Genomic DNA, 23,008 nt, shown 5'->3' on the forward strand with positions numbered 1-23,008 from the left:
CGCCGTCCGGGGCCGCCGGCGTGCCCGGGGGCGTCAGGGCACCAGGATCCGCAGGGCGCCCGGGGCGACGCTCACGTCGACGGGCAGCGGGGCGATGAACTCGCCGTCGGCGTAGGCGGTGATGCCGGGGGAGTCGATCCGCAGGCCGGTGGTGCGGTGGGTGGTGACCTCGGGGCGGGTGGTGTGGGTGCCCTTGAACAGGGTGGGGAAGAAGCGGGCGATCCGCAGCCGGGGCATGGCGTCGACCAGGGTGACGTCGAGGAGCCCGTCGTCGGGCACGGCGGCGGGGCACATGAGCATGCCGCCGCCGTAGCTGCCGGTGTTGCCGACGGCGGCGAGGGTGAGGTCGCGTTCGATGACGGTGCCGTCGGCGAGGGTGAGGCGGAAGGGCAGCGGCCGGAGGTTGGCGAACTCGGCGAGGATGGCCAGGTTGTAGCGCATCCGCCCGCGCGGCCACCGGAGCCGGTTGGCGCGGTCGCTGACCAGCGAGTCGAAGCCGGTGGCGAGGACGGAGCCGAACCAGCGGGCGGTGCCGTCGCCGGTGGTGATCCGGCCGAGGTCGACGGTCCTGGTCCGGCCCGCGGCGACGACGGCCGCGGCGGCCTCGGGGTCGTCGCGGGGGATGCCGTAGGCGCGGGCGTGGTCGTTGCCGGTGCCGGCGGGTATCACGCCGAGCGGCACCGGGGTGCCGGCGACGGCCTGCAGGGCGAGGTTGATCATCCCGTCGCCGCCGACGGCGACCAGTGCGTCGACGCCGTCGGCGACGGCCTCGCGGGCCAGGCGGCGGGCGTCGTCGGGGTCGCGGCCCTCGTGCCGGTCGACCCGGAGGCCGAGGGCGCTCAGGTGGGCGACGGCCCGCCGGGCGGCGGGTGCGGCGTGGCCGGCGCCCGCCGCCGGGTTGGTGAGAACGGCGACGCGGTGCACGGTTCTCGGGCCGGTCACGGGATCAGCTTGCCGGGGTTGAGGATGCCCGCCGGGTCGAGTTCGGCCTTGACGGCGCGCAGGATGCGCACGCCGAGGTCGCCGATCTCGTCGGTCATCCAGGGCCGGTGGTCGGCGCCGACGGCGTGGTGGTGGGTGATGGTGCCCCCGGCGGCGACGATGGCGTCGCCGGCGGCCCGCTTGGCGGCGGCCCACTGCGTGAGCGGGTCCTCGCCGAGGGCGGCGACGACGGTGAAGTAGAGCGAGGCGCCGGTCGGGTAGACGTGCGAGATGTGGCAGAGCACGAGGGCGCCCGGCAGGGCGCCGGTGAGCGCCTCGGTGACGGCGGCCCGCAGCTGCGGCAGCCGGCTCCAGTCGGTGGCGGTCTCCAGGGTCTCGCACAGCGCGCCGGCGCCGAGCAGGGAGTCCCGCAGGTAGGGGGCGTTGAACCGGCCGTGCTCCCAGGCGCGGGCGGGCTGCTCACCGAGGGAGGTGGCGCCGGCGGCGAGCAGGGCGTCGCGGGTGAGCCGGTGGCGGGTGGCGACCTGGTCCTCGGTGCCCTCGAAGACGGTGACGGCGAGGCAGCCGGTGACGGCGGGGGCGCCGCCGATCTGCTCGGTCATGGCGAGGTTGACCATGGTCTCGGCCTCGTCGGAGAGCCGGATGACGGTCGGGCCGGTGCCCTGCTGCTCGACGGCGCGCAGCGCGGCGGTGCCGGTGGCGAAGTCGGGCAGGCTCCAGGCCTCGTAGGCCTTGGCGGCGGGCAGCGGGTGGACGCGCAGGCGGACGGCGGTGATGACGCCGAGGGTGCCCTCGGAGCCGAGGAAGAGCTCGCGCAGGTCGGGGCCGGCGGCGGAGGCGGGGGCGCGGCCGAGGTCGAGGACGCCGACGGGGGTGACGACGCGCAGGCCGCGGACCATCTCGTCGAACCGCCCGTACCCGGCGGAGTCCTGGCCGGAGGAGCGGGTGGCGGCGAAGCCGCCGATGGTGGCGTAGCGGAAGCTCTGCGGGTAGTGGCCGAGCTCGTAGCCGCGTTCGGCGAGCAGGGCCTCGGCGGCGGGGCCGGTGAGGCCGGCGCCGAGGACGGCCTCGCCGGAGGTCTCGTCGAGGTCGAGGAGCCGGTCGAGGCGGCGCAGGTCGAGGGAGACGACGGCGCCGTGGCCGCCGCGCTCGGGGTCGAGGCCGCCGACGACGCTGGTGCCGCCGCCGAAGGGGACGACGGCGAGGCGGCGTTCGGCGCAGAGCGCGAGGACGGCGGCGATCTCGTCCTCGCCGCCGGGCAGCACGACGGCGTCGGGCGCGTCCTGCGGCTCGCGGCTGCGGCGGCGCAGCAGGTCGGGGGTGGACTTGCCGCCGGCGCGCGGGAGCCGGTCGGCGTCGGCGGCGCTGACGTGGTCCTCACCGACGGCGTCGGCGAGGGCCTTGAGGTCGTCCGGGGTGATCCGGGAGGGGCGCAGGAGGACCTCGTCGGCGGCCGGTCCGGGGGTGGCGTCGCCGGTGACGCCGAGGGCGGCGGCGAGCAGCCCCTTGATGTCCGCGGACAGCTCCTTGGCGAGGGCCGGGTCGCCCCAGGCGTCCCACTTCATCGGGGGGAGCGGAAGTGCGGCGCCGGCCGGTCCCGCTTGCGTCTCAGGTGCCATGCGTTACAGTTTCACACATCATGTCAAGTAGTAACGCCGACTCCCCGAGCACCGGGCGGCCCCCCGGGGCGGCCCGGGCACCCCGCGCCGCCGCCGAGCCCGTCGCCGCTCCGCCCGCCGCCGCGGCACCCCGCAGCACCGACGACGTGATCCTGGACGCCGCCGCCGACCTGGTCGTCCATTTCGGCGTGCGCCGCACGCAGCTCGCGGAGATCGCGCGCCGCGCCGGGGTCAGCCGGCCGACGGTCTACCGCCGCTGGCCCGACGTCCGGGCGGTGATCGGCGCCCTGCTCACCCGGGAGATCGCGGCCACCCGGGAGGGCGTCGCCCTGGCGGCCGGGGGCGACGGCGCCCCGATCGACCGGGAGGCCTTCGTCGACGGGGTGGTCGAGGTCGCCGTCCGGCTGCGGGACCACCCGCTGCTCGGTGCGCTGCTGCACTCGGCCGACTCCGACCTGCTCCTCGAGTACGTCGTCGAACGGCTCGGCACCAGCCAGCGCGGCCTGCTGGAGGCGCTGCGCTCCGGCATCGAGCAGGGCCAGCGGCACGGTTCGGTCCGGGCCGGGGAGCCGGTCGAACTGGCCGCGATGGTCCTGCTGATCGCCCAGTCCACCGTCCAGTCGCACCGCATGGTCGCCTCCCTGCTGCCCGAGGCGGCCTGGCGGCGCGAACTGGCCAGAGCGCTGAACGGATACCTCGCGCCATGACCTCGACGTCCGCCGGGCCCTTCGCCGGTTCCGGTCAACTCAACGCGGCCCGCCGGCGGGTGGAGCTGGAGGCCCTCGCCGAGGGCCCGTCCGTCGACCTGCTGGTCATCGGCGGCGGCGTGACCGGCGCCGGCGTCGCCCTGGACGCGGCCTCGCGCGGGCTGCGCACGGTGCTGGTGGAGTCCCGCGACCTGGCCTTCGGGACGAGTCGCTGGAGCTCCAAGCTGGTGCACGGCGGCCTGCGCTACCTGGCCTCCGGCCGGATCGGGGTGGCCCGGGAGAGCGCGGTGGAGCGGGGCGTGCTGATGACCCGCACCGCCCCGCACCTGATCCGCGCGCTGCCCCAGCTGGTGCCGCTGCTGCCGGGGCTGCTGCGCCCCGGGCAGGCCTCGCTGATCCGGCTGGGCTTCCACGCCGGGGACGCGCTGCGGCTGAGCGCGGGCACCCCGGGCGCGCTGCTGCCGAGGGTGCGGCGGATCGACGCGGCCCGGACGCGGCGGCTGGTGCCGGGCGTGCGTTCCGCGGGCCTGGCCGGCGCACTGGTCGCGCACGACGGCCAGCTGGTCGACGACGCGCGGCTGGTGGTGGCACTGGCGCGCACCGCCGCGCAGTACGGCGCGAGCGTGCTGACCAGGGTGCGGGCCGAGTCGGTGACGGGCACCTCGGCCCGGCTGGTCGACACGCTGAGCGGGCAGTCGCTGACGGTGCGGGCGGGCGCGGTGGTCAACGCCACCGGCGTCTGGGCGGGCGAGGTGGACACCTCGATCCGGCTGCGGCCCAGCCGGGGCACCCACGTCCTGGTGGACGCCGCGGCGCTCGGGCACCCGACCGCCGCGCTGACCGTGCCGGTGCCCGGCTCCACCAGCCGGTTCGTCTTCGCCCTGCCGCAGCAGCTCGGCCGGGTGGCGATCGGGCTGACGGACGAGGACGCGCCGGGCCCGATCCCGGACGAGCCGGTGCCCACCGAGGGGGAGATCGCCTTCCTGCTCGACACCGTCAACACGGCCCTCAGCACCGCGCTGACCGCCACGGACGTCCGCGGCGCCTACGCGGGGCTGCGGCCGCTGATCGACACCGGCGGCGGCAGCACGGCCGACATCTCCCGCGAGCACGCGGTGCTGGAGTCGCCGTCCGGGGTGGTCACCGTGGTCGGCGGCAAGCTCACCACCTACCGGCGGATGGCCGAGGACGCGGTGGACGCCGCCGTGCGCCTGCGCGGCCTGCCGGCCCGGGCGTGCTGGACGGCCCGCCTGCCGCTGGTCGGCGCCCCGGCGCACCGGGACAGCCGGCCGGCCCCGCAGGGCGCGCCCGCCTCCCTGCTGGCCCGGCACGGCGGCGCGGCCGGGGAGGTGCTGGCCGCCGGGGAGGTCCGGCCGATCGCCGAGGGCGTGGACGTGACCCGCGCCGAGGTCGCGTACGCGGTCACCCACGAGGGTGCGCTGGACGCCGCGGACGTACTGGACCGCCGCACCCGGATCGGCCTGGTCGCGGCGGACGCCGAACGGGCCCGCCCGGCCGTCGAGGAGATCCTCGGGGACCGCCGGCCGTCCTGAGCCCGGGCGTCCCGAGGCGCGGCCCCCCGGGGGGCCGGGGGCGGGGTGTCAGCGCGCCGTGCGGTCCGCCATCGGGTGTTCGGCCCCGGCCAGCTCCAGCACGCAGGCCAGCGGGTGTTCGGTGGTGCCCGTGCGGTCCAGGCGGACGGCGAGCTGCAGCGGCGGCTCCTCGGCGGTGCGGACGGCCAGCGTCAGCGGGTAGACGCCGTGCCCGTGCACCCGGTGGAAGGCGTACTCCCGGCCGTCCACCAGCAGTTCGGTCTCGGTGATCCAGCCGGAGCGGACGTTGACGGTGACGGAGTGTCCGGCCCGGTCGAGGTGGAAGCTGTACCGCTGGCGCATGGGAACCTCCCGCGAGGGGGTTGCGGTGGGGGCCGCCGGGGGAGCAGCCTTGGTCCCGGTGTGCCGCCACGGTCAGTGTAGGTCGGCGGTCGGTGCCGGGCGCCCCGGCGCCGGGCGGCCGGCGGACGGCCCGGCGACCCTGAGGAATGCCGGGGGCGGAGCCCGACCGCAGGTGGATCCCCGTGATCTCTACAGTGTTGTAGATTCGTCCGCAGGGAGAGATCCGAGGAGGGCATTGTGGGAGTTTCGCTGGCCAAGGGCGGCAACGTCTCGCTGAGCAAGGAGGCGCCCGGTCTGAGCGCCGTGATCGTGGGGCTCGGCTGGGACGTGCGCACCACCACCGGGGCCGACTACGACCTGGACGCCAGCGCGCTGCTCTGCGGCGCCCTCGGCAAGGTCATCTCGGACCAGCACTTCGTCTTCTTCAACAACCTGCGCAGCCCGGACGGTTCGGTCGAGCACAGCGGCGACAACCTGACCGGTGGCGGCGACGGCGACGACGAGCAGATCAAGGTCGACCTGGACAAGGTGCCGGCCGACGTGGCCAAGGTGGTCTTCCCGGTGTCCATCTACGACGCCGACACCCGGCTGCAGAGCTTCGGGCAGGTCCGCAACGCGTTCATCCGGGTCGTCAACCAGGCCAACGGCCAGGAGATCGCCCGCTACGACCTGAGCGAGGACGCCTCCACCGAGACCGCGATGGTCTTCGGCGAGCTGTACCGCAACGGCGCCGAGTGGAAGTTCCGCGCCATCGGCCAGGGCTACGCCTCGGGCCTGCGCGGGATCGCGACCGACTACGGCGTCAACGTCTGACCGGTGCCGTCGCTCTGACGGCGTCACGACGGCCGCGTCCCTCCGGGGCGCGGCCGTCGTGCTGTGTGCGGGCGCGGGCTCGGCGCGGGGCCCCGCCGTCACCCCCGCGGCGCCGCCCGGCCGAGGGCCTGGCCGCCGAACCCGGAGCCGCCGGTGAGCTGCCCCCGCCACCAGGCGTCCATCGCCGGCCCGTCCATGGCCGCCCAGTCCGGCGCCGCGCCGACCTGGGCCCGCCCGAGTCGCCGCCCGAGGTCGACCAGCTCCCGGCCGGCCGGGGCCCGTTCGCGGTCGTACGCCGCCAGCAGGCCGGACCAGGAGCCCGCCGGCCGGTCGCCGGCCGGGTGTCCGACGGCCCGCCCGGCCTGCTCGAAGGCGTGCGCGTCCTGCAGGGCCTTCACGGCGCCGCTGGTGTTGTGCGGGCGCACCACGGTGGCGGCGTCGCCGCCGAGGAGCAGCCGGTCGGCGGCCAGGCGCGGGGCCGCCATGTCGTAGACGGGCTGCAGGAAGGTCCGGTCGCGCGGGGTGAGGGTGACCACGTCGGACCAGTAGGGCGGCAGCCGTTCCTCGGCGAGTGCCCGGAGCCCGTCGAGCTGTCCGTCGGTGAGGCTGCCGGCCGGGATGCTGGTGGGGCCGTCGAGCCGCAGCCAGGCCGGGGTGGGCGCGTAGAAGACCCAGTTGACCTGGGTGGTGCCGGGGGTGAGTCCGGGGATGCGGTAGAGCACGACCTGGCCGCCGGGGTAGCAGACGGTGGCGCACTCGTCCTCCGGCCAGGCCCCGGCGCCGCCGGGCAGTTCGGCGAGGCGTGCGGCGTCGTAGCTGCCGCGCCAGCAGACGTACCCGGCGTACTCGGGAAGGGCCTCGGGGCAGAGCGCGGCGCGCACGGCGGAGCGGTAGCCGTCGGCGCCGATCACCAGGTCGTAGTGCTCGCGGGTGCCGTCGGGGTGGCTGGTCCAGGCGCCGTCCGGGCCGCCGCCGACGGCGGTGACGGTGGTGCCGAGCCGGTACTCGACGGTCGCGGGGGTGCGCTCGCGCAGCGCCTGCCAGAGCACCGCCCAGTGGTGGGAGTGGAAGGGCATGGGCTGGGCCCAGAGCGCGCGTCCGCGGCCGTCCGGGCCGCCGCCGCCCGGGGAGGGGTCGCGGGTGACCCAGCGGCGGACGGTGAGGCGGTGGCGCCGGACGTCCCGGCCGAGGTGTCCGGCGCGGACGAGTTCGTCGAGGCGGTCGTCGTGGATGCAGATGCCCACGCCGCGGTCCTCGAGCCGGCCGGGGCTGCGCTCCAGGACCACGATCCGTTCGGCGCCGAGCCGGGCGGCGGCCCCGGCGAAGGCGCTTCCGGCGATGCTGCCGCCGACCACGGCTATCGAGCCACCTCGCATGGCCGCCCCTCCCGCGTGCCGCACTGCCTGCAAGTCGATAAGACCATACGCCCGCCCGGGGAGGGTGTCGGGGCGAACCGGCGGATTGCGGCCGGGGGCGCGCGCCCCCGCCGGGACCCTTATGCAACTAGTTGCATAAGGGTCCCGGCGTCCCCTACCCTGCGGTAACAACCGAGCCCCGCCGCCCCCAGGAGACGTCGATGAGCGCGTCCACGAGCACGCCGACGAGCAGCACCCCCGGCAGCAGCCGCTACCCGCACCTGCTCAGCCCGCTCGACCTCGGCTTCACCACTCTGCCCAACCGCGTGATCATGGGCTCCATGCACGTCGGCCTGGAGGAGGCCCCCGGCGGCTACGAGCGGATGGCCGCGTTCTACGCCGAGCGCGCCCGCGGCGGTGTCGGCCTGATCGTCACCGGCGGCATCGCCCCCAACGAGGCCGGGCGCCCCTGGGGCGGCGGCGCGATGCTCACCACCGAGGAGGAGGCCGACCGCCACCGCGTCGTCACCGACGCCGTGCACGCCGCCGGCGGCCGGATCGCCCTGCAGATCCTGCACTTCGGCCGCTACGCCTACCACCCCGACCTGGTCGCCCCCAGCGCGCTCCAGGCCCCGATCAGCCCCTTCGTCCCCAACGAGCTCACCACCGAGCAGGTCGAGCAGACCGTCGAGGACTTCGTCCGCTGCGCCGAACTCGCCCGCCGCGCCGGGTACGACGGCGTCGAGATCATGGGCTCCGAGGGCTACCTGGTCAACGAGTTCGTCGTCGCCGCCACCAACCGGCGCGAGGACGAGTGGGGCGGCCCCTACGAGCGCCGGATGCGCTTCCCGGTCGAGATCGTCCGCCGGGTCCGCGAGCGGGTCGGCGAGGACTTCATCATCGTCTACCGCCTCTCCATGCTCGACCTGGTGCCCGGCGGCTCCACCTTCGACGAGGTCGTCCAGCTCGCCCAGGCCGTCGAGGCCGCCGGGGCGACGATCATCAACACCGGCATCGGCTGGCACGAGGCCCGCATCCCCACCATCGCCACCTCGGTGCCGCGCGGCGCGTTCGCCTGGGTGACGAAGAAGGTGATGGGCAAGGTCGGCATCCCGCTGGTCACCACCAACCGCATCAACACCCCGGAGATCGCCGAGCGTCTGCTCGCCGAGGGCAGCGCCGACCTGGTCTCGCTCGCCCGCCCGCTGCTCGCCGACGCCGACTTCGTCGCCAAGGCGCAGGACGACCGCGCCGAGGCCATCAACACCTGCATCGGCTGCAACCAGGCCTGCCTGGACCACACCTTCAGCGGCCTGATCACCTCCTGCCTGGTCAACCCGCGGGCCTGCCACGAGACCGAGCTCGTGCTCGGCCCGACGAAGGTGCGCAAGCGGATCGGCGTGGTCGGGGCCGGCCCGGCCGGGCTCTCCTGCGCCGTCGCCGCCGCCGAACGCGGCCACGACGTCACCCTGTTCGACGCCGCCGGGGCCGTCGGCGGGCAGCTGGACGTCGCCCGGCGGATCCCCGGCAAGGAGGAGTTCGACGAGACGCTGCGCTACTACCGCACCCGGCTCGCCGAGCTGGCCGTCACGCTGCGCCTGGGCGCGACCGTCACCGCCGAACAGCTCGCCGCCGAGGGCTTCGACGAGCTCGTCCTCGCCACCGGCGTCACGCCGCGCACGCCCGCCGACATCCCCGGCATCGACCACCCCAGTGTGGTCGGCTACCTCGACGTGCTGCGCGACGGCGCGCCCGTCGGCGAGCGGGTCGCGATCCTCGGCGCGGGCGGCATCGGCTTCGACGTGGCCGAGTTCCTCACCGACCAGGGGGACCAGGCCAGCCTCAACCCGCCGGTGTTCCAGGCGAAGTGGGGCATCGACCCGGAGTACCGGGAGCGCGGCGGACTGCGCCGCCCCGAGCGGCCGGTGCCGCCGCGCAGCGTCCACCTGCTGCAGCGCAAGACCGGCAAGGTCGGTGCCGGGCTCGGCAAGACCACCGGCTGGATCCACCGCACCGAGCTCAAGCACCGCGGCGTCACCATGGTCGCCGGCGCGACGTACGACCTGATCGACGACGCCGGTCTGCACGTCACCGTGGACGGCGAGCGGCAGCTGCTGCCCGTGGACACCGTGGTGCTCTGCACCGGCCAGGAGCCGCGCCGCGACCTCTACGACGCGCTGCGGGAGCGGGGCCTGGAGGTGCACCTGATCGGTGGCGCCGACGTCGCCGCCGAACTGGACGCCAAGCGGGCCATCAAGCAGGGCACCGAGCTGGCCGCCGCGCTCTGAGCCGGGCGGACGGCGGGGCGGGCGGCGGGTCGGCCGGTCGGGCCGGTCGGGCCGGGTCGGGCCGACCAGCCGCACCCGCCGTGCCGTCCACCGGGCCCGATCCACCCGCTCCGCCTGCGCCGCCCGTGCCGTCCGCGCAGGTGGCCGGGGCCCCGGGGGCGGGCGGACGGCCCCCGGGATCCGCCTAGGATCGGCGGCATGTCGCTGCCGCACGCCATCCTCACCGCCCTGCTGGAGAAGCCGTCCTCGGGGCTGGAGCTGACCAGGCGCTTCGACAAGTCGATCGGCTTCTTCTGGCCCGCCACCCACCAGCAGATCTACCGGGAGCTGGCCCGGCTGGAGGCCTCCGGGTGGATCCGGGTGCTGCGGCCGGAGGGCCCGGCACGCGGCCAGCGCAAGGAGTACGAGGTGCTGCCCGGCGGCCGGGCCGAACTGGCCCGCTGGACGGCCGAGGGCGCCGGGCCACGGGCCGTCCGGGAGCCGCTGCTGCTGCGGCTGCGCGCGGCCGCGGTGGTCGGCACGGACGGCCTGGCGGCCGAGCTGGAGCGCCATCTGGCGTTGCACCGCACGCAGTTGGACGACTACCTGGCGATCGAGCGGCGCGACTTCCCGGCCGGGGCGGGCGGCCGGGACGCGGTGGTGGCGGGCGCCGGCGACGCCGAGGGGGCGACGGACGGGATCGGGGACGTCGGTCACCGGCTCCAGCACGCCGTGCTGCGGGCCGGGATCGGGCTGGAGACCTTCTGGGTGGAGTGGCTCACGGAGACCCTGCGGACCCTTCAGGCCCCGCCCGCCGACCTGGTCTGACCTGCGCGGACGTCCTCCCGCCGCGCCCGCCCCCGCCCCCGGTGGGACACTGGACGCCTGTCCCTGCCCGACCCTCGATCGGGGGCCAGCATGTCGCATCCGAGGACTCTCCACGCCCTGACCGCCGCCGTCGTCGTCGCGGCGGTCACGCTGGGCCCGGCGCACCTCGCCGCGGCCGCCGCACCGGCCGCGTCCGCCGCCGCACCGGCGGTGCCCGCTGCCGCGCGGGCCGTGCCCGCGCAGGACCTGCCCTCCGTCGACCAGCTCAGGTCGGCCCTGCTCACGGCCGCCGACCTCGGCCCCGACTACACCGAGGCGCCCTCCTCCGAGAGCCCCGGGCCGGAGGAGAACCCGACCCCGGTCAGCGGCTGCGACGCGCTCAGTGCGCTGATCAACATGCGCACCGGCCAGAACGGCCCCGCGACCCCGCACGCCGAGGTCGAGCTGGACGGGCCGGACGGCAACCCGATGGTGACGCAGTCCCTCACCGCGGAGGACCCGGTCAAGCTCACCAGCGACTTCAACACCGTCTCCGACGCCCTGAAGTCCTGTCACAGCATCACCTTCAACGCGGGCACCGAGGACACGGTGACCTTCACCGTCAGCCCCGTCGCCCTCGGCGACCGCCAGGACGCCCCGGCCGTCCGCCTCGACGGCACGCTGGCCGGCGTCCAGCTGAACGCCTTCGTCGGCATCGAGCGCTTCGGGGACGTCGGGATGGCCTTCGGGTTCTTCCAGCGCCAGGGCGCCGACTCCCAGCTCGCCTCCCTGCAGTACCGCACGGCGGTCGCCAAGGTCGAGCGCACCCTCGGGGTCGCCGCCGGCAGCACCGCCCCGGCCACCGCCTCCCCGACGGGCAGCGTGGTCTGATCCCGGACGGGTGGTCCGACCCCGACGGACGGCCCCCGCCGAGCCCGGGCTCGGCGGGGGCCGCCCGTCGGCCGGGTCGGTCAGCCGAGCGGGAGCTCCAGCAACGCGGCCTCGTCCCCGTTCGGGGAGGAGACGGTGGTGGTGGTGTCCGGCGTGCCGGTGAAGGCGTACAGCTTGTCGCGGCTGTCGACGACCAGGGCGAGGCGGTGGCCGTCCGGCAGGTCGTAGGCGGCGGGCTGGAGCCGCCAGTGGACGGCCCGCTGGTGGGCCCGGGGTCACGCGGTGCCGAAGGGGTTGTCGATCAGGTAGCGCCAGAGGCCGTCGGGGCCGCGGCGGGCGACGTCGGTGGCGGTGCCGGCGAGGTGGACGGCGGTGCCGTCGGCGGCGGTGCCCTCGATGGTCCAGTCGACCACGAGCAGGGCGGTGTCACCGGCGACGTAGGTGTGCCGGGTCCGGACGCTGATCGGCAGCCCCAGGGCGAGGAACCCGGCACTGGCGCGGTGGAGTTCGGGGCCGGTGACGGCGGCACCGGGGGCGGGGGCGAAGACCGCCCCGGGCGCGTAGACCCGGGCGAGGACGGCCGGGTCCCCGGTGTTGAAGGCGGCGGCGAAGACGGCCGGGTGTTGTGCCGGGTCGGTGGTGAGGGTGAGGCTGGTGGGGTGAGTCATGCGAGCAGTGAAGTCGGCCCCGCCGTGGGTCACCAAACGGGAAGCGACGGGCGGCCGCGGCGCTGGGACGCCGAACTCGTGCCGGACGAGCGCGGCCGGACGGCGCGGCCCCAGGAGGACTGCCCGGTGGAGGTGGCGCTGGCGGCACTGTCGGGCCGCTGGACGACCCTGGTGCTGCGGGAGCTGATGCACGGGCCGGCGTCCTACGGGGAGTTGCGCGGCCGGCTGCCGGAGATCAGCCCGAAGGTGCTCGCCGAGCGCCTGCGGTCGCTGGGGGAGCGGGAGTTGGTGACCAGGGAGCGGATCGCCGGCTTCCCCGTGCGGACCTCGTACCGGTTGACGGCGGCCGGAGAGGCGCTGCGGCCGCTGCTGGTGGAGCTGTACCGGGCGGGGGCGGTGCTGGCGGGTGGTGCCGGCGGCCGGACTTGACTTCAAGTGCGCTTGAGAGGGGAGAGTGATCGACATGACGAACACATCAACCGACACCGACCTCAAGGCACTTGCCGAGGTCGTCGCCACCGTCGAGCGCACCCAGCGGGCCAAGGACGCCGAGGGTTTCCTCGCGCTCTTCCACCCGGACGCCCTGTGGACCACCGCCCACGGGAAGGTGCTGATCGGTTTCGAGGAGATCGCCGCCTTCACCCGCGAGGTCCTGCCCCGGGCGAGTTGGGACGGCGACGTCTCGTACGAGGTGGCGCACGTGCAGTTCCTGCGGCCGGACGTGGCGGCGGTGAAGGTCCGGCAGGTCTACCGCTCGCCCGAGGGGGACTCGGAGGGCGCCCCGCTGTACGTGATGACGCGGGCCGAGGACGGCCGGTGGCTGCTGCACGCCTGCCAGAACACCGGCGTGCACGCCGGTTAGGCGTCGACCCGCGGCCGGTCCCGCACAGGGGTCGGGACCGCTGCGGGTACGGCGGTCGGAGCGTGTGCCGGGGTCGACGTGGGGGTCGGGGCGGGAGCCGGGTTGCGGCCGGCGACGGTGTGCCCCGTGTCGTGGTCGCCGTGTGTGCTCATGTCTCCTCCGTTGGTGTGAGACGGGTGGGTGGTGACGAGCGGATCGGCGCCCTGTTCGCCGACTACACCCCGGACGAGATCGCCGTCATCGCCGACTGGTTCACCCGGGCCGAGTCCGTCCTGGGGGAGTCGCTGGACGAGATCCGCGCCGCGACGCCGTAGCGGCGGTGGGCGGTAGCGGGCGGTGGGGTGGCGGCGGAGTCCGGGTGGGAGACTGCCCGAATGCTGCTGCCCACCACCGCGGACCTGATCGAGCGCCTCGAGGTCGTACGGATCGACGACCCCTTCGGCTGGTACGCGTGGAAGGACACCGTCCCCGGCGAGACCATCGGCTGGTGGGAGGACGCCCGGGAGGTGCTCGCGGACGTCGCCGCCCTTCCGATGGGCACCCGGATGCGCTGCTTCACCCCCGGTTTCGCGCTGCGGGCGCACACGGGCCGGCACCCGGTCTTCCCCGAGCAGGTGCTGTTCGAGATCGCGTTCTGCTTCGAGTGCCAGGGCGTCCGGCTCTACGGGCCTGCGGTCACGGGGGACCTGGCCTACCAGACCTTCGACCCCGGCAGCGCCCGGGCGCGTGAACTCCTCCGCCGCTTCGGTGAGGCTGGGTGAACCACAAGGGAGTGGGAAGTCGGTGAGGCCGACTTCCCACTCCCTTCTGGTTCAGCGGGTGGTGGGGGTGGCTGTCGCCGTCGGGGTGGGGGCGGGCCGGTGCGGCGCGGTGAGGGGGTGGATCCAGGCGAGCAGCGCGAGGAGGAGCGCGAACGGCAGGATCGTGCAGAGCGTGGCGCCGCCGGGCGGCGTATCGCGGGGCTCAGGCGGCATCGGTGGCATCGGTGACGGTGAGGTCGGATTCGGTGAAGTCGGCCTCGGGAAGGTCGAGTTCGGCGAGGTCGAGTTCGGCCCAGACGGTCTTGGCGTTGGGGTGGCGGGGGATGGTGCCCCAGCGGTCGGCCAGGGCGTCGACGAGGACGAGACCGCGCCCGGACTGGGAGTTCGGGGCGTGGGAGGTCGGCAGGGCCGGGAGCCGGTCGCCCCGCGGGTCGCTGATCTCGATGCGGAGGGTGGTGCCCCGGCGCGCGGTGGTGGTGAGGCAGAGGTGCAGCTCGAAACCGCGCCCCGGAACGCGGCCATGGGTAGTCGCGTTAGCGGCGAGTTCCGCGACGATCAGCAGCGCGGAGTAGTAGGGCTCGGTGTGCGTCGAATTCAGCTCCCAGAAGGTGAGTTGGCGCCGCGCGACGCGTCGGCAGACGGCCGCGCCCTTGGGGGTGGCGGCGAGCGTGGTGGTGTGGCGACGGGGGCTGTCGAGGGGGATTTCGGTCGTCATGGGAGAAAAGCGTGACGGCACGGACGTACGCTGACCATGGTTCTGGCGAGCACAGAGAGTGCTTGTGCAGGTGCGGACAGCTTTTTGTCATGTGACAAAGACGCAGGTGGGGCGGTCGCCATGGGTGCAGCGCGAAACAACGAGTCGGCCGACGAGGTGCGGACGGAACTGCCGGAGGACCTGGGGGAGGTCTCGGACTTCTTCCGAGCGATCGGCAAGCAGATCAAGCTCCTGCGGGAGCGTGCCGGGATGACGCAGAAGGAACTCGCCGAGCAGGTTGGCTACGGGGAGCACCTGATCGGCGCGGTCGAGCGCGGAACGCGCACGCCGCAGCCTGAGCTCCTGGTCGCGACCGACAAACTGCTCGACGCCGGGGGCCTGTTGGCCGTCACGAAGGACGACGTGATGAGGGCTCGGGCCAAGGCGCGGATTCGACACCCTGCCTGGTTCCGGGGCTATGCGGCGCTAGAGATTGATTCGATCGAGATGCACGACTTCGCCACGCTCGATATTCCTGGGCTTCTTCAGACAGAGGAGCACGCGCGTGCGGTCTATGCGATGAGGCAGCCACCTCTTGCTGAGGAAGTGATCGAGATGCGGGTGGCGGCGCGAATGGCGCGTCAAGAGGTGCTGGCCCGATGGCCTCGGGGGATGTTCAGCTGGGTGATCGATGAGAGCGTGCTGCGGAGGCCCTTGGGTGGGTGGGAGGTGCATGCGGCGCAGCTTCGCCGACTGTTGGAGGTCGGGCGGACTCGAGGGATGGTCGTCCAAGTGCTGCCGTTGAACAGGTCCGAACACGCGGGAATGGGTGGTCCGTTCATTCTCATCACGCCCAAAGGGCGACCGCAGCATGCCTACATCGAGGTGCAGACGAGCAGTAGGCTGATCGTCGACCCGGAGGAAGTCCGGATCATGAACGCACGGTATGGCACCCTCAGGGCGCAGGCCCACGGCCCAGAGGAGTCCCTGGCCTTGATCGAGAAGATCTTGGGAGAACGATGAGCACCGAGCTGGCATGGTTCAAGAGCAGCTATAGCGGCAACGAGGGTGGAGCTTGCATCGAGGTCGCCGAGATGCCCGGCGTTGTCCACGTGCGTGACTCCAAGGACAAGAGCGGCCCGCAGCTGGCGTTCGAGCCGGCCGCGTGGCAGGCGTTCGTGCAGTTCGCGGCGACCGTCGAGGTCTGAAACGACCCTTTCAACGACCCACCGCTTCCGGGCGGCGGGTCGTTGGCGTACCGTCAGGTTGACCGTGCCGTCCCACCATCCTTGGGGGAGCCATGCGTAGCGACGTCACCTGGTTCAAGAGCAGCTACAGCACCAACGAGGATGCGAACTGCGTCGAGATCGCCTGGTTCAAGAGCAGCCACAGCGGTAACGAAGGCGGCGAGTGCGTCGAGATCGCCGAGACGACCGAGGCCGTCCTCGTCCGCGACTCCAAGGACGCCTCCGGCCCCCACCTCGCCTTCAGCCCCGACGCCTGGGCGTCGTTCCTCGCCTTCACCGTCGCGCTCTGACCCCGTCCCGCCCCTGATCCAATCGGCGGACAAGCTCCTTCTGTACGGGTGTCGTCGGTCCCGTGTCGGGTGCGTCCTGCTACGACATCCCCATGTCCCACCACCTCAGCGGCCCCCACCTGCGCTCCCCCCGGGGCGACGCGCGGCTCGACCTGACCGACGTGTTCGCGTTCCCGGGCAGCGACGCGTCGGGTCGGACCGTCCTCATCATGAACGTGAACCCGTACGCCCCGACCCGGGCGGCCGAGTTCCACCCCGACGCCGTCTACCGCATCAACATCGACAACGACGGCGACAACCTCGCCGACGTCGCCTACTCCTTCACCTTCTCCGACCCGGCCTCCGGCGCGGGCGGCCAGACCGTGACCGTCCACCGCTCCACGGGCTCCGCCGCGCAGCAGCACGAGCCCGCCGGGGACGTCCTGTTCAACTCCGTCCCGGTGGCCTTCGGGGACGCGCCCGACGTCATCGAGGCGAACGGTTGCAAGCTCTCCGTCGGCCTGCGCAGCGACCCCTTCTTCGCCGACCTCGAAGGGATCGTCAACGAGTTCACCTGGACCGGCAAGGACGCGATGGCCGAGGCCAACGTCTTCGGCATCGCCATCGAGGTCCCCGACGAGGAGCTCGGCCCGGACCCGACCATCGGCGTGTGGGCACGGGTGAGCCTGCGTCAGGACGGTCAGCTGGTCTCGGTCGACCGGGGCGCCCACCCCTCCCTCACGGCCTACTTCAACAAGGAGGAGGTCAAGGACGCCTACAACGCCGGCGAGCCCGCCGACGACTGGGAGCTCTACCGGGAGCCGTGGACGGCGGTCCTCCAGCAGATGGGGGACTACACCACCGAGGCCGCCACCGAGACGCTCAAGCTCGTCCTCCCCGACGTCCTGCGCTACGACCGTTCCCGCCCGGCCGGCTACCCCAACGGGCGGACCCTCGTCGACGACGTGACCTCGGCCCGCCTCACCATGGTGTCGGGCGGCAAGGTCACCAGCGACCACATCCCCCCGCACACCGACCTCCTCCCCACCTTCCCCCACCTCGGCCACCCGCACCCGGTCGGGTAGCCGACCCGGCCACGGAGAGGCGGCGGCCGGGGGACGCCCGCGGCCGCCGTTCCTCCGGACGGTCCGGCGGCCCCGCGAGTACCGGAAAAACCGGTTCCCGTTGACCGGCGCACGCCACTACGGTGGAGCGATGTCGTCGATCAAGAAGTTCCAAGTCACCTTCGACTGCGCGAATCCCGAGCGCGTCGCCCGCTTCTGGTGTGAGGTGCTGGGGTACGTCGTACCGCCGCCGCCGGCCGGGTTCGACAGCTGGGACGACTTCGACCGCTCGCTGCCGCCCGAGCGCCAGGGGGCGGCGTTCGCCTGCACGGACCCCACGGGCGAGGGGCCGCGGCTGTACTTCCAGCGCGTGCCCGAGGGCAAGGTCGTCAAGAACCGGGTCCACCTCGACGTGCGGGCCGGCACCGGGCTCGTGGGGGAGGAGCGCCTCTCCGTCCTCGAGGCCGAGCGGGACAGGCTCGTCGCCCTCGGTGCGGTCTGCGTGCAGGTGCTGGTCGCCGACGGCGTGAACGAGTCCTGCATCGTGATGCAGGACGTCGAGGGCAACGAGTTCTGCCTCGACTGACCGGCCGCGCACGCCTCCCCGTCCGGGCCCGACGTTCGGCGGCCGTCGGGGCCGGACGGGGAGGAACGTGCGCGAAGCGGTGGCGGCCGGAGCGGAAATCGGGAAGGCTCGGGCGCATGGTCTCGGTACTGCAGAACCTGGTGATCGACTGTGCGGACGCCTACGGGCTGGCCCGGTTCTGGAGCGCGGTGACCGGCCGCCCGCTCCACCCGGACGACAGGCCCGGCGACCCGGAGGTCCAGGTGATGCTGGCCGACGAGCCGGTCCTGTACTTCAACCAGGTGCCCGAGCCGAAGACGGTCAAGAACCGCCTCCACCTGTGCCTGCGCCCGGAGACCTCGCGCGACCAGGAGGTCGAACGCCTGCTGGGCCTCGGCGCCACCTTCGTCGGCGACCACCGCAACCCCGACGGCACCGGCTGGGCCGTCCTCGCCGACCCGGAGGGCAACGAGTTCTGCGTCCTGCGCAGCACCTCCGACCGCGCCGCCACGCCCTGACGGTCGGCCGGGTGGCATGCCAGGGCGTTGTCGACCCGGATCGTCGAAAGAAGTCTCCGTACGGTCTGATCGTCCGCCGTTCCGGCCGCGGCGGCCGGCCTTGCCGTCAAGTGGCCGGACGACAAAGCGGTGGTCAAGAATCCTTGACCACCGCTTCGCCCTCCTCGACCTGACCATGTGTCAGGCTGTGCGCCCCCGTGGGTCATCGAGGAGAGATCGTGAACAGACCGAGCCGCCCCCTGATCGAGGACTTCCCCGCCCACCCCGGCGGTGACCCGGCCGCGGCCCTCGCGGACGCCGTCCGCGACCGCCGCACGGCGCTGGGCCTCACCACCGCAGACCTCGCCGCCCGCTCGGGCCTCTCCGAGCCGCAGATCCGCGCCATCGAGGCCGGCCACGCCATCCCCACCCTGCCGCTCCTCACCACCCTCTCCCGGGCCCTGGAGTCCACCCCCGGCGCCTGAGCACAGGAAGTCGGCCCGCCCGACGTTCCACTCCGGGCGGCGGTCGGTCCCGTGGTCGTCGACGAGGGGGAGCGGGCGTCAGGCCTGCCCGGCCAGTTCGAGGGCGAACACCTTCAGCGGGGTGCGTATGTCGCGGAACCCGTCGGCCAGGAAGTCGGCCACGACGTCCGATGCGCGGTCGACGAGCAGCAGTCGGGCCCCGAACGGCAGGTCCGCGCGCGTGCCGGACACGAACGACATCCGCAGCTGCCGCGCCTGGTCGTCGTGCCACGCGTAGACCACACCGGGCCTGCCCGTGCCGTCCGACCCGGCGTCCCGCAGCCAGGCCTCCATCGTGCCGGTCAGCACCGCGGACAGCTCGGCCGCGCCCCCGGCACCCACCGCACCGGACCCGCCGCGCGGGGCGCAGAAGTACTCGATGTTCTCGATCGCCTCCTCGACGACGCCGCCGTCGCCGCGCCAGACCCCGGCTTCCGCCGCCCGCCGCACGGCCTCCACCAGCTCCGAACCGCTCAACCCTGCTGCCCACCTTCCGGATTCCGCGACCACCGTGACCGTCCGGGCCGCAACGGCGCCCAGTGCGCCACCACCTCGTGCAGGCGCCGCCGGTGGTCGGCGGCCCATGGCCTTCCCCTCACCCGTGTACGTACGGGAAGGATCCTCCTCCGATCGGGACCGTGCCCACCAGCGGTTTTCCGCCGGCCCGAGGCGGGCGCCGGGCGGGCGGTCCTAGACCCAGCCCTCGTCGAGGTGGATCGTCCAGGCGTCCCCCACCGCCCGCTTCAGGCGGACCAGGGACGCGACGTCCGCGATCACCGCGGGAGCGTCGGCCAGTCGCAACGGGGAGTCCGGGACACCGTGCCGGGTGTAGGTCGGCAACACGCCGTCGGCGTCGAAGGCGTGCAGCGGCGGCAGCGGGGCCCGGCCGAACCACGTGGGGCGGTGCTCCTCCGCCCAGGTGGCCGCGGCGTCGACGCGGTCCACGTGCGCCAGCAGCGCCTCGGGGGCCGGGCCGTCGCCGAACCGCACGAGGAAGCCGTCGGCGTCGACCGCCCACCAGTCCCACGTGATACCGGGCCGGGGGTGCCGCAGGGAATCCGTCATGCCGCCACGCTATCCGGCTGCCACGGCGTCCGGCCGCGGAGGCGTCCGGCTGCCCCGAGGGGTCGGCCGGTGCCGGTGCCGGCGCCGGCGCTCAGCGGCGGAAGGCGGCCGTCGCGATCTCGACGAAGGACCGGACCAGCGGGTCGGCGTCCCCCTCGTTCCACACCGCCACCATGCGGCTCGGCCCCATGTCGGCCAGCGGCACCACCGTCAACTCCGTGGGCAGGTCGTGCCCGAGCGGGGCCAGCCCGACCGTGCCGTTCCACAGCACGGCCTGCAGGCACTCCTGGACGCCGCGCACCACCGGGCCCTCGCGCGGTGCGCCGCCGTGCCAGTACGCCTGCCAGACCGGGTCGGTGCCCGGCGGGAACCGGAACCAGCGGCGGTCGTCCAGCTCGGCCAGCCGCAGCCGGTCGCGGCGGGCCAGCGGATCGTCGGCGCGCAGCACCACGCCCACCGGATCGCTGCGCAGCGCACGCACCGTCAGGGCGGTCTCGTCGAACGGCGCCCGGGTCAGGGCGACGTCGACCAGCCCGGCGCGCAGCCCGCACGTAGGGTCGGTCAGGTCGGTGTCGCGGACGCGGACGTCGACGCCCGGATGGACCCGGCGGAAAGCGGCGGCCAGCCTGGACACCCCCGGGTCGCTGCCGTCACCCAGGATGCCGACGGTGACGGTCGCGGTGCCGGCGGCCGCACCCACACGCACCCGGACGCGGTCGGCGTGGTCGAGCAGGGCCCGCGCCTCGTCGAGCAGCACCGCGCCCACGGCGGTGAGGGTGACGCCGTTCGGCGAGCGGTCGAACAGCAGCGCCCCGACCTCCGCCTCCAACCGCCTGACCGCCCGGCTCAGCGGCGGCTGACTCATGTGCAGTCGGGTGGCCGCCCGGCCGAAGTGGAGTTCCTCGGCGACGGCCACGAAATAGCGCAGGGTTCGCAGCTCCACGCTGCCACGATACCCACCCGGTATCGGCTCCGCGGGACGGGTCTTGGACACCGGCGGACTCCCGGCGGTGCACTGGTGGACATGACCGAAGAAGCAGCGACCGACACCCCGCAGCCCGCCCCCGCCCTCTCGGTGGTGCGCCCCGGCGAGGGCGAGACGATCGTCCTGGGCACCACGCAGATGCGCGTCCTGGAGGACGGCAGCCACACCGGGCACCGCCTCGCGATCGCCGAGTCCGTCCTCGCCCCGCACACCCAGGGGCCGCCGCAGCACCGCCACGCCCGGCACGACGAGGGCTTCTACGTCCTCTCCGGCACCGTGCGGTTCACCGTCGGGGACGAGGAGCACGAGGCCGGCGCGGGCACGCTCGTGGTGGTCCCGCCCGGCACCCCGCACACCTTCGCCAACCCGACCGACCGACCCGCCGTCATGCTCAGCACGTTCACCCCCGACCTGTACGTGCAGTACTTCCGCGACCTCCGGGAGTCGCTCGACGGCGGCCGGCCGCTGACGCCCCAGGCCAACCTCGACGCCATGAGCCGCTACGCGACCGAGCCCGCGACCGAGCCCGCGACCGAGCCCGCGACCGAACGCGCCTGAACCAGCCGACGGGCCCGCTGACAGGCGGCCCGAGAACGGAAGCCATGACCACCGCCTACTGGGTCCTCGCCGGACCACTCGCCCTCTTCTACCTCTACGCGGGCGCGCTCAAGGCGTTCCGCAGCCCCGACCGGCTCCGCCCGATGATGGCCTGGGTCGACCGCGTCCCCCTGCCCGCCCTCAGGGCCCTGGGGACGGTCGAGGTGCTCGCCGCGGCCGGGCTCGTCCTGCCGCCGCTCACCGGTGTGGCACCCCCGCTGGCCGTGGCCGCGGCCGCGGGCCTGGTGCTCCTCCAGGCCTGTGCGATCGCCGTCCACCTGACCGGCGGGGACCGGCGGATCGCCCTCAACCTGGTGCTCGTCACCACCGCGGCCGTGGCCGTCTGGCCGGCCACCGGCCTCTGACGGCCCTCTGGCAGCCTCTGACGGCCTTCTGACGGCCTTCGACGGCCTCTGATGGCCGGACCGGGAGCCGGGCTGCCGGGCACCCGGGGCACCCGAGCGCCCGGCCGCCCAGACGCTCAGTCGCCGATGAACCGGACGACGTACGCGGGCTCCGCGAGGGCCCGCCGGATCAGGGCGCGGAGTTCGCGGACGAATGCCATCTCCGCCGCGGCGAGCGGGAGCCCGGCCACGCGGTCGAGTTCGGCGAGCGCCAGTTCGCAGAAGTAGTGGTCGAATTCCGTGTCGTCGTACGGATCGACCCGAGCCAATGTCGGCACCGCGTCCCGGCCCGCCGCCGCCAGCACCGCCGCGAGTTCCCCGTCCTCCGGAAGGTGGTCGACGATGTCGGAAACGACGTGCCGCCTCGCCCTCCGCCCGCCCTTCGCCTTCGCCCGGCGCGCCGTGCCGCCGGTCAGCCGGGTGTCCACCAACTGGATCGACAGCCCCATGGTCCTGCGCCTCCTTCGCGAAGCGGCCCGTCGCGGAGTCACGACGGGCCACTCGACCACCGCCCGGGCGGTGCCTTCTCTATTCTCCGACGAGCTGCTCCCACCGCGGTGTCCGGTCGGGCGGCGGGCGGAAGGCCTGCCAGGTCTCCCCGGCGAGGTCGAGCTCCAGCACCCGGTCCCGGAAGATCCACCTCCCGGTGGTCCGGACACGGGCTTCACCCCGGGCGATCGCCAGCACAGCGGCGATCGCCGCTTCGGCGGGCATCTCCTCGAAGACGAATCCTCCGCAGAAGAACCAGTAGTCGGACCAGTCCCCGGCCGGCCGCAGGTCGATGTCCAGCAGGCCGCCGAGGTGAACGGTCACCACCGGACCGTCCTGATCGATCTCGACCGCGATCGGCAGGAAGCCGGGAATCACGCCCCCGGACGATCCGGCGGCCGAAATCCGCTCGGCCAGCTCCTCGAGTTCCATTCCGCCCCCTCGTCGATGTTCCTGATTCCGTCGTCCGCGCGGGGCCGCCATTCGCCCTCCGCGTGACAGCGGGCGCATCGGGGACGCCCCGGCGGACGGCGTCGGGCCGGCGTGAGGGGGACGCCGACCGGCGGCGTCCCCGCACCTCCGCCGGTCAGGCCGCGTACCTGTCGGGCGTGCGAAAGGCGGCACCACCGAAACGGTGGTGCCGCCTTCACCTGTTCAGGAACCGCTACTCGGCGAGCTGGTCGACGAGTTGCCAGGTGAGCCGGGTGCCGGCCGCCTCGAAGCCCTGGCGGAGCTTGTCCAGCGCGGCATGGATCTCCGGCCACGACTGCTCGCCCACGGGGGAGCAGTCCAGGTAGTACGTCGACTTCTCGATGCCGGGCTGCCAGGTGGCATCACCCTCGAGGTCGGACGTCGTGCCGATCTCGATCTCCCAGCCGTCGGCGAACACGATGAACGGGTTGTGGTTGAAGGTGTCCAGGGCGTCAGCCGTGATCTGGGGCACCTGCTCCTCGTCGATCTCGCCGACGATGAGAGCCCGAATGAAGAGCTTCATTTACATCCCTTCGCTTGATCCGTGCGA

The 23,008-nt window shown here is 74.0% G+C and carries 32 protein-coding genes and 1 pseudogene; 19 read left to right on the forward strand and 14 right to left on the reverse strand.

Annotated features, from left to right (window positions below; all coding sequences use genetic code 11):
- Positions 1-33 precede the first annotated feature (33 nt).
- Together AB0N04_RS00185 and AB0N04_RS00190 are read right to left on the reverse strand one after the other, a co-directional pair.
- Positions 34-942, reverse strand: coding sequence for a diacylglycerol kinase (locus AB0N04_RS00185; RefSeq protein ID WP_360204916.1), 909 nt, complete (start codon positions 940-942; stop codon positions 34-36).
- Entirely contained in the window at positions 939-2,507 is a 1,569-nt protein-coding gene (locus AB0N04_RS00190; protein ID WP_360204919.1) for an FAD-binding oxidoreductase, read from the reverse strand. The genes AB0N04_RS00185 and AB0N04_RS00190 overlap by 4 nt, the downstream gene beginning before the upstream one ends.
- 74 nt (positions 2,508-2,581) lie before the next feature.
- Between AB0N04_RS00190 and AB0N04_RS00195 the strand changes: the two genes are divergently transcribed.
- Together AB0N04_RS00195 and AB0N04_RS00200 are read left to right on the forward strand one after the other, a co-directional pair.
- On the forward strand, positions 2,582-3,268 hold the full coding sequence (locus AB0N04_RS00195; RefSeq protein ID WP_360204921.1) for a TetR/AcrR family transcriptional regulator: 687 nt from the start codon (positions 2,582-2,584) through the stop codon (positions 3,266-3,268).
- Positions 3,265-4,821, forward strand: coding sequence for a glycerol-3-phosphate dehydrogenase/oxidase (locus tag AB0N04_RS00200; protein ID WP_360204923.1), 1,557 nt, complete (start codon positions 3,265-3,267; stop codon positions 4,819-4,821). Before AB0N04_RS00195 ends, AB0N04_RS00200 begins: the two co-directional genes overlap by 4 nt.
- Before the next feature lie 48 nt (positions 4,822-4,869).
- Here the strand turns inward: AB0N04_RS00200 and AB0N04_RS00205 are convergent, their stop codons facing one another.
- The gene (locus AB0N04_RS00205; protein WP_360204925.1) at positions 4,870-5,163 is read right to left on the reverse strand and encodes a hypothetical protein; all 294 of its coding nucleotides are present in this window, start codon (positions 5,161-5,163) and stop codon (positions 4,870-4,872) included.
- A 237-nt stretch (positions 5,164-5,400) separates the two neighbouring features.
- Here AB0N04_RS00205 and AB0N04_RS00210 point away from each other — a divergent pair, with 237 nt between their 5' ends.
- Complete coding sequence (locus AB0N04_RS00210; protein WP_360204928.1) at positions 5,401-5,976, forward strand: TerD family protein; 576 nt, start codon at positions 5,401-5,403, stop codon at positions 5,974-5,976.
- 98 nt (positions 5,977-6,074) lie between these two features.
- Here the strand turns inward: AB0N04_RS00210 and AB0N04_RS00215 are convergent, their stop codons facing one another.
- Positions 6,075-7,352: a monooxygenase gene (locus AB0N04_RS00215; RefSeq protein WP_360204931.1), complete on the reverse strand. Its 1,278-nt coding sequence runs from the start codon at positions 7,350-7,352 to the stop codon at positions 6,075-6,077.
- Between the two features lie 200 nt (positions 7,353-7,552).
- Between AB0N04_RS00215 and AB0N04_RS00220 the strand changes: the two genes are divergently transcribed.
- The 3 genes from AB0N04_RS00220 to AB0N04_RS00230 all read left to right on the forward strand — a co-directional run bounded on the left by AB0N04_RS00220 (position 7,553) and on the right by AB0N04_RS00230 (position 11,296).
- Positions 7,553-9,619, forward strand: coding sequence for an NADPH-dependent 2,4-dienoyl-CoA reductase (locus tag AB0N04_RS00220; protein ID WP_360204934.1), 2,067 nt, complete (start codon positions 7,553-7,555; stop codon positions 9,617-9,619).
- 198 nt (positions 9,620-9,817) lie between these two features.
- Complete coding sequence (locus AB0N04_RS00225) at positions 9,818-10,426, forward strand: PadR family transcriptional regulator (protein ID WP_360204936.1); 609 nt, start codon at positions 9,818-9,820, stop codon at positions 10,424-10,426.
- A gap of 90 nt (positions 10,427-10,516) precedes the next feature.
- A complete protein-coding gene (locus AB0N04_RS00230) occupies positions 10,517-11,296 on the forward strand; it encodes a hypothetical protein (protein WP_360204939.1) in 780 nt (259 codons plus the stop codon).
- An 80-nt stretch (positions 11,297-11,376) separates the two neighbouring features.
- Here the strand turns inward: AB0N04_RS00230 and AB0N04_RS00235 are convergent.
- A pseudogene (locus tag AB0N04_RS00235) lies at positions 11,377-11,529 on the reverse strand (acyl esterase); the annotation flags it as partial.
- Positions 11,530-11,571: 42 nt separating this feature from the next.
- Positions 11,572-11,964, reverse strand: a complete 393-nt coding sequence (locus tag AB0N04_RS00240; protein WP_360204941.1) for a DUF4440 domain-containing protein — start codon at positions 11,962-11,964, stop codon at positions 11,572-11,574.
- A 24-nt stretch (positions 11,965-11,988) separates the two neighbouring features.
- Between AB0N04_RS00240 and AB0N04_RS00245 the strand changes: the two genes are divergently transcribed.
- The 4 genes from AB0N04_RS00245 (at position 11,989) to AB0N04_RS00260 (ending at position 13,587) form a co-directional block, all read left to right on the forward strand.
- Positions 11,989-12,393 (forward strand): helix-turn-helix domain-containing protein, encoded by a 405-nt coding sequence (locus tag AB0N04_RS00245; RefSeq protein ID WP_360204943.1) that lies wholly within the window; start codon positions 11,989-11,991, stop codon positions 12,391-12,393.
- Positions 12,394-12,427: 34 nt separating this feature from the next.
- Positions 12,428-12,826, forward strand: a complete 399-nt coding sequence (locus AB0N04_RS00250) for an SgcJ/EcaC family oxidoreductase (protein ID WP_360204946.1) — start codon at positions 12,428-12,430, stop codon at positions 12,824-12,826.
- Positions 12,827-13,002: 176 nt separating this feature from the next.
- Positions 13,003-13,140 (forward strand): hypothetical protein, encoded by a 138-nt coding sequence (locus AB0N04_RS00255; protein WP_360204949.1) that lies wholly within the window; start codon positions 13,003-13,005, stop codon positions 13,138-13,140.
- A 60-nt stretch (positions 13,141-13,200) separates the two neighbouring features.
- Positions 13,201-13,587 (forward strand): hypothetical protein, encoded by a 387-nt coding sequence (locus tag AB0N04_RS00260; RefSeq protein WP_360204951.1) that lies wholly within the window; start codon positions 13,201-13,203, stop codon positions 13,585-13,587.
- 51 nt (positions 13,588-13,638) lie between these two features.
- On the opposite strand, the gene AB0N04_RS00265 is transcribed toward AB0N04_RS00260, so the two are convergent.
- Together AB0N04_RS00265 and AB0N04_RS00270 are read right to left on the reverse strand one after the other, a co-directional pair.
- A complete protein-coding gene (locus AB0N04_RS00265; RefSeq protein ID WP_360204954.1) occupies positions 13,639-13,800 on the reverse strand; it encodes a hypothetical protein in 162 nt (53 codons plus the stop codon).
- Complete coding sequence (locus AB0N04_RS00270; RefSeq protein ID WP_360204956.1) at positions 13,790-14,302, reverse strand: ATP-binding protein; 513 nt, start codon at positions 14,300-14,302, stop codon at positions 13,790-13,792. The genes AB0N04_RS00265 and AB0N04_RS00270 overlap by 11 nt, the downstream gene beginning before the upstream one ends.
- Before the next feature lie 36 nt (positions 14,303-14,338).
- Here AB0N04_RS00270 and AB0N04_RS00275 point away from each other — a divergent pair, with 36 nt between their 5' ends.
- The 7 genes from AB0N04_RS00275 (at position 14,339) to AB0N04_RS00305 (ending at position 18,408) form a co-directional block, all read left to right on the forward strand.
- Positions 14,339-15,304, forward strand: coding sequence for a helix-turn-helix transcriptional regulator (locus tag AB0N04_RS00275; protein WP_360204959.1), 966 nt, complete (start codon positions 14,339-14,341; stop codon positions 15,302-15,304).
- Positions 15,301-15,489, forward strand: a complete 189-nt coding sequence (locus tag AB0N04_RS00280; protein WP_360204962.1) for a DUF397 domain-containing protein — start codon at positions 15,301-15,303, stop codon at positions 15,487-15,489. Before AB0N04_RS00275 ends, AB0N04_RS00280 begins: the two co-directional genes overlap by 4 nt.
- A gap of 92 nt (positions 15,490-15,581) precedes the next feature.
- Positions 15,582-15,818 (forward strand): DUF397 domain-containing protein, encoded by a 237-nt coding sequence (locus AB0N04_RS00285; RefSeq protein WP_360204965.1) that lies wholly within the window; start codon positions 15,582-15,584, stop codon positions 15,816-15,818.
- A gap of 92 nt (positions 15,819-15,910) precedes the next feature.
- Entirely contained in the window at positions 15,911-16,882 is a 972-nt protein-coding gene (locus AB0N04_RS00290) for a DUF4331 family protein (protein ID WP_360204968.1), read from the forward strand.
- A gap of 130 nt (positions 16,883-17,012) precedes the next feature.
- On the forward strand, positions 17,013-17,447 hold the full coding sequence (locus tag AB0N04_RS00295) for a VOC family protein (protein ID WP_360204971.1): 435 nt from the start codon (positions 17,013-17,015) through the stop codon (positions 17,445-17,447).
- Positions 17,448-17,563: 116 nt separating this feature from the next.
- Positions 17,564-17,944: a VOC family protein gene (locus tag AB0N04_RS00300; protein ID WP_360204974.1), complete on the forward strand. Its 381-nt coding sequence runs from the start codon at positions 17,564-17,566 to the stop codon at positions 17,942-17,944.
- A gap of 218 nt (positions 17,945-18,162) precedes the next feature.
- Positions 18,163-18,408: a helix-turn-helix transcriptional regulator gene (locus tag AB0N04_RS00305; protein ID WP_360204977.1), complete on the forward strand. Its 246-nt coding sequence runs from the start codon at positions 18,163-18,165 to the stop codon at positions 18,406-18,408.
- A 78-nt stretch (positions 18,409-18,486) separates the two neighbouring features.
- Here the strand turns inward: AB0N04_RS00305 and AB0N04_RS00310 are convergent, their stop codons facing one another.
- From AB0N04_RS00310 to AB0N04_RS00320, 3 genes are all read right to left on the reverse strand, one after another.
- Positions 18,487-18,924 (reverse strand): hypothetical protein, encoded by a 438-nt coding sequence (locus tag AB0N04_RS00310; protein WP_360204979.1) that lies wholly within the window; start codon positions 18,922-18,924, stop codon positions 18,487-18,489.
- Positions 18,925-19,137: 213 nt separating this feature from the next.
- The gene (locus AB0N04_RS00315) at positions 19,138-19,512 is read right to left on the reverse strand and encodes a hypothetical protein (RefSeq protein WP_360204982.1); all 375 of its coding nucleotides are present in this window, start codon (positions 19,510-19,512) and stop codon (positions 19,138-19,140) included.
- Positions 19,513-19,603: 91 nt separating this feature from the next.
- Positions 19,604-20,455 (reverse strand): LysR substrate-binding domain-containing protein, encoded by an 852-nt coding sequence (locus AB0N04_RS00320; RefSeq protein ID WP_360204985.1) that lies wholly within the window; start codon positions 20,453-20,455, stop codon positions 19,604-19,606.
- An 81-nt stretch (positions 20,456-20,536) separates the two neighbouring features.
- On the opposite strand from AB0N04_RS00320, the gene AB0N04_RS00325 reads away from it, so the two are divergent.
- On the forward strand, positions 20,537-21,055 hold the full coding sequence (locus tag AB0N04_RS00325) for a cupin domain-containing protein (RefSeq protein WP_360204988.1): 519 nt from the start codon (positions 20,537-20,539) through the stop codon (positions 21,053-21,055).
- Between the two features lie 44 nt (positions 21,056-21,099).
- Positions 21,100-21,459, forward strand: coding sequence for a DoxX family protein (locus AB0N04_RS00330; protein ID WP_360204991.1), 360 nt, complete (start codon positions 21,100-21,102; stop codon positions 21,457-21,459).
- Positions 21,460-21,575: 116 nt separating this feature from the next.
- Here the strand turns inward: AB0N04_RS00330 and AB0N04_RS00335 are convergent, their stop codons facing one another.
- The 3 genes from AB0N04_RS00335 to AB0N04_RS00345 form a co-directional block, all read right to left on the reverse strand.
- Positions 21,576-21,947, reverse strand: a complete 372-nt coding sequence (locus AB0N04_RS00335; protein WP_360204994.1) for a hypothetical protein — start codon at positions 21,945-21,947, stop codon at positions 21,576-21,578.
- Positions 21,948-22,026: 79 nt separating this feature from the next.
- Positions 22,027-22,419, reverse strand: coding sequence for a hypothetical protein (locus tag AB0N04_RS00340; RefSeq protein WP_360204997.1), 393 nt, complete (start codon positions 22,417-22,419; stop codon positions 22,027-22,029).
- Between the two features lie 232 nt (positions 22,420-22,651).
- On the reverse strand, positions 22,652-22,981 hold the full coding sequence (locus AB0N04_RS00345; RefSeq protein WP_360204999.1) for a hypothetical protein: 330 nt from the start codon (positions 22,979-22,981) through the stop codon (positions 22,652-22,654).
- Positions 22,982-23,008 lie beyond the last annotated feature (27 nt).

This window comes from Kitasatospora sp. NPDC051702 (genome assembly GCF_040681575.1).
Lineage (GTDB): Bacteria > Actinomycetota > Actinomycetes > Streptomycetales > Streptomycetaceae > Kitasatospora.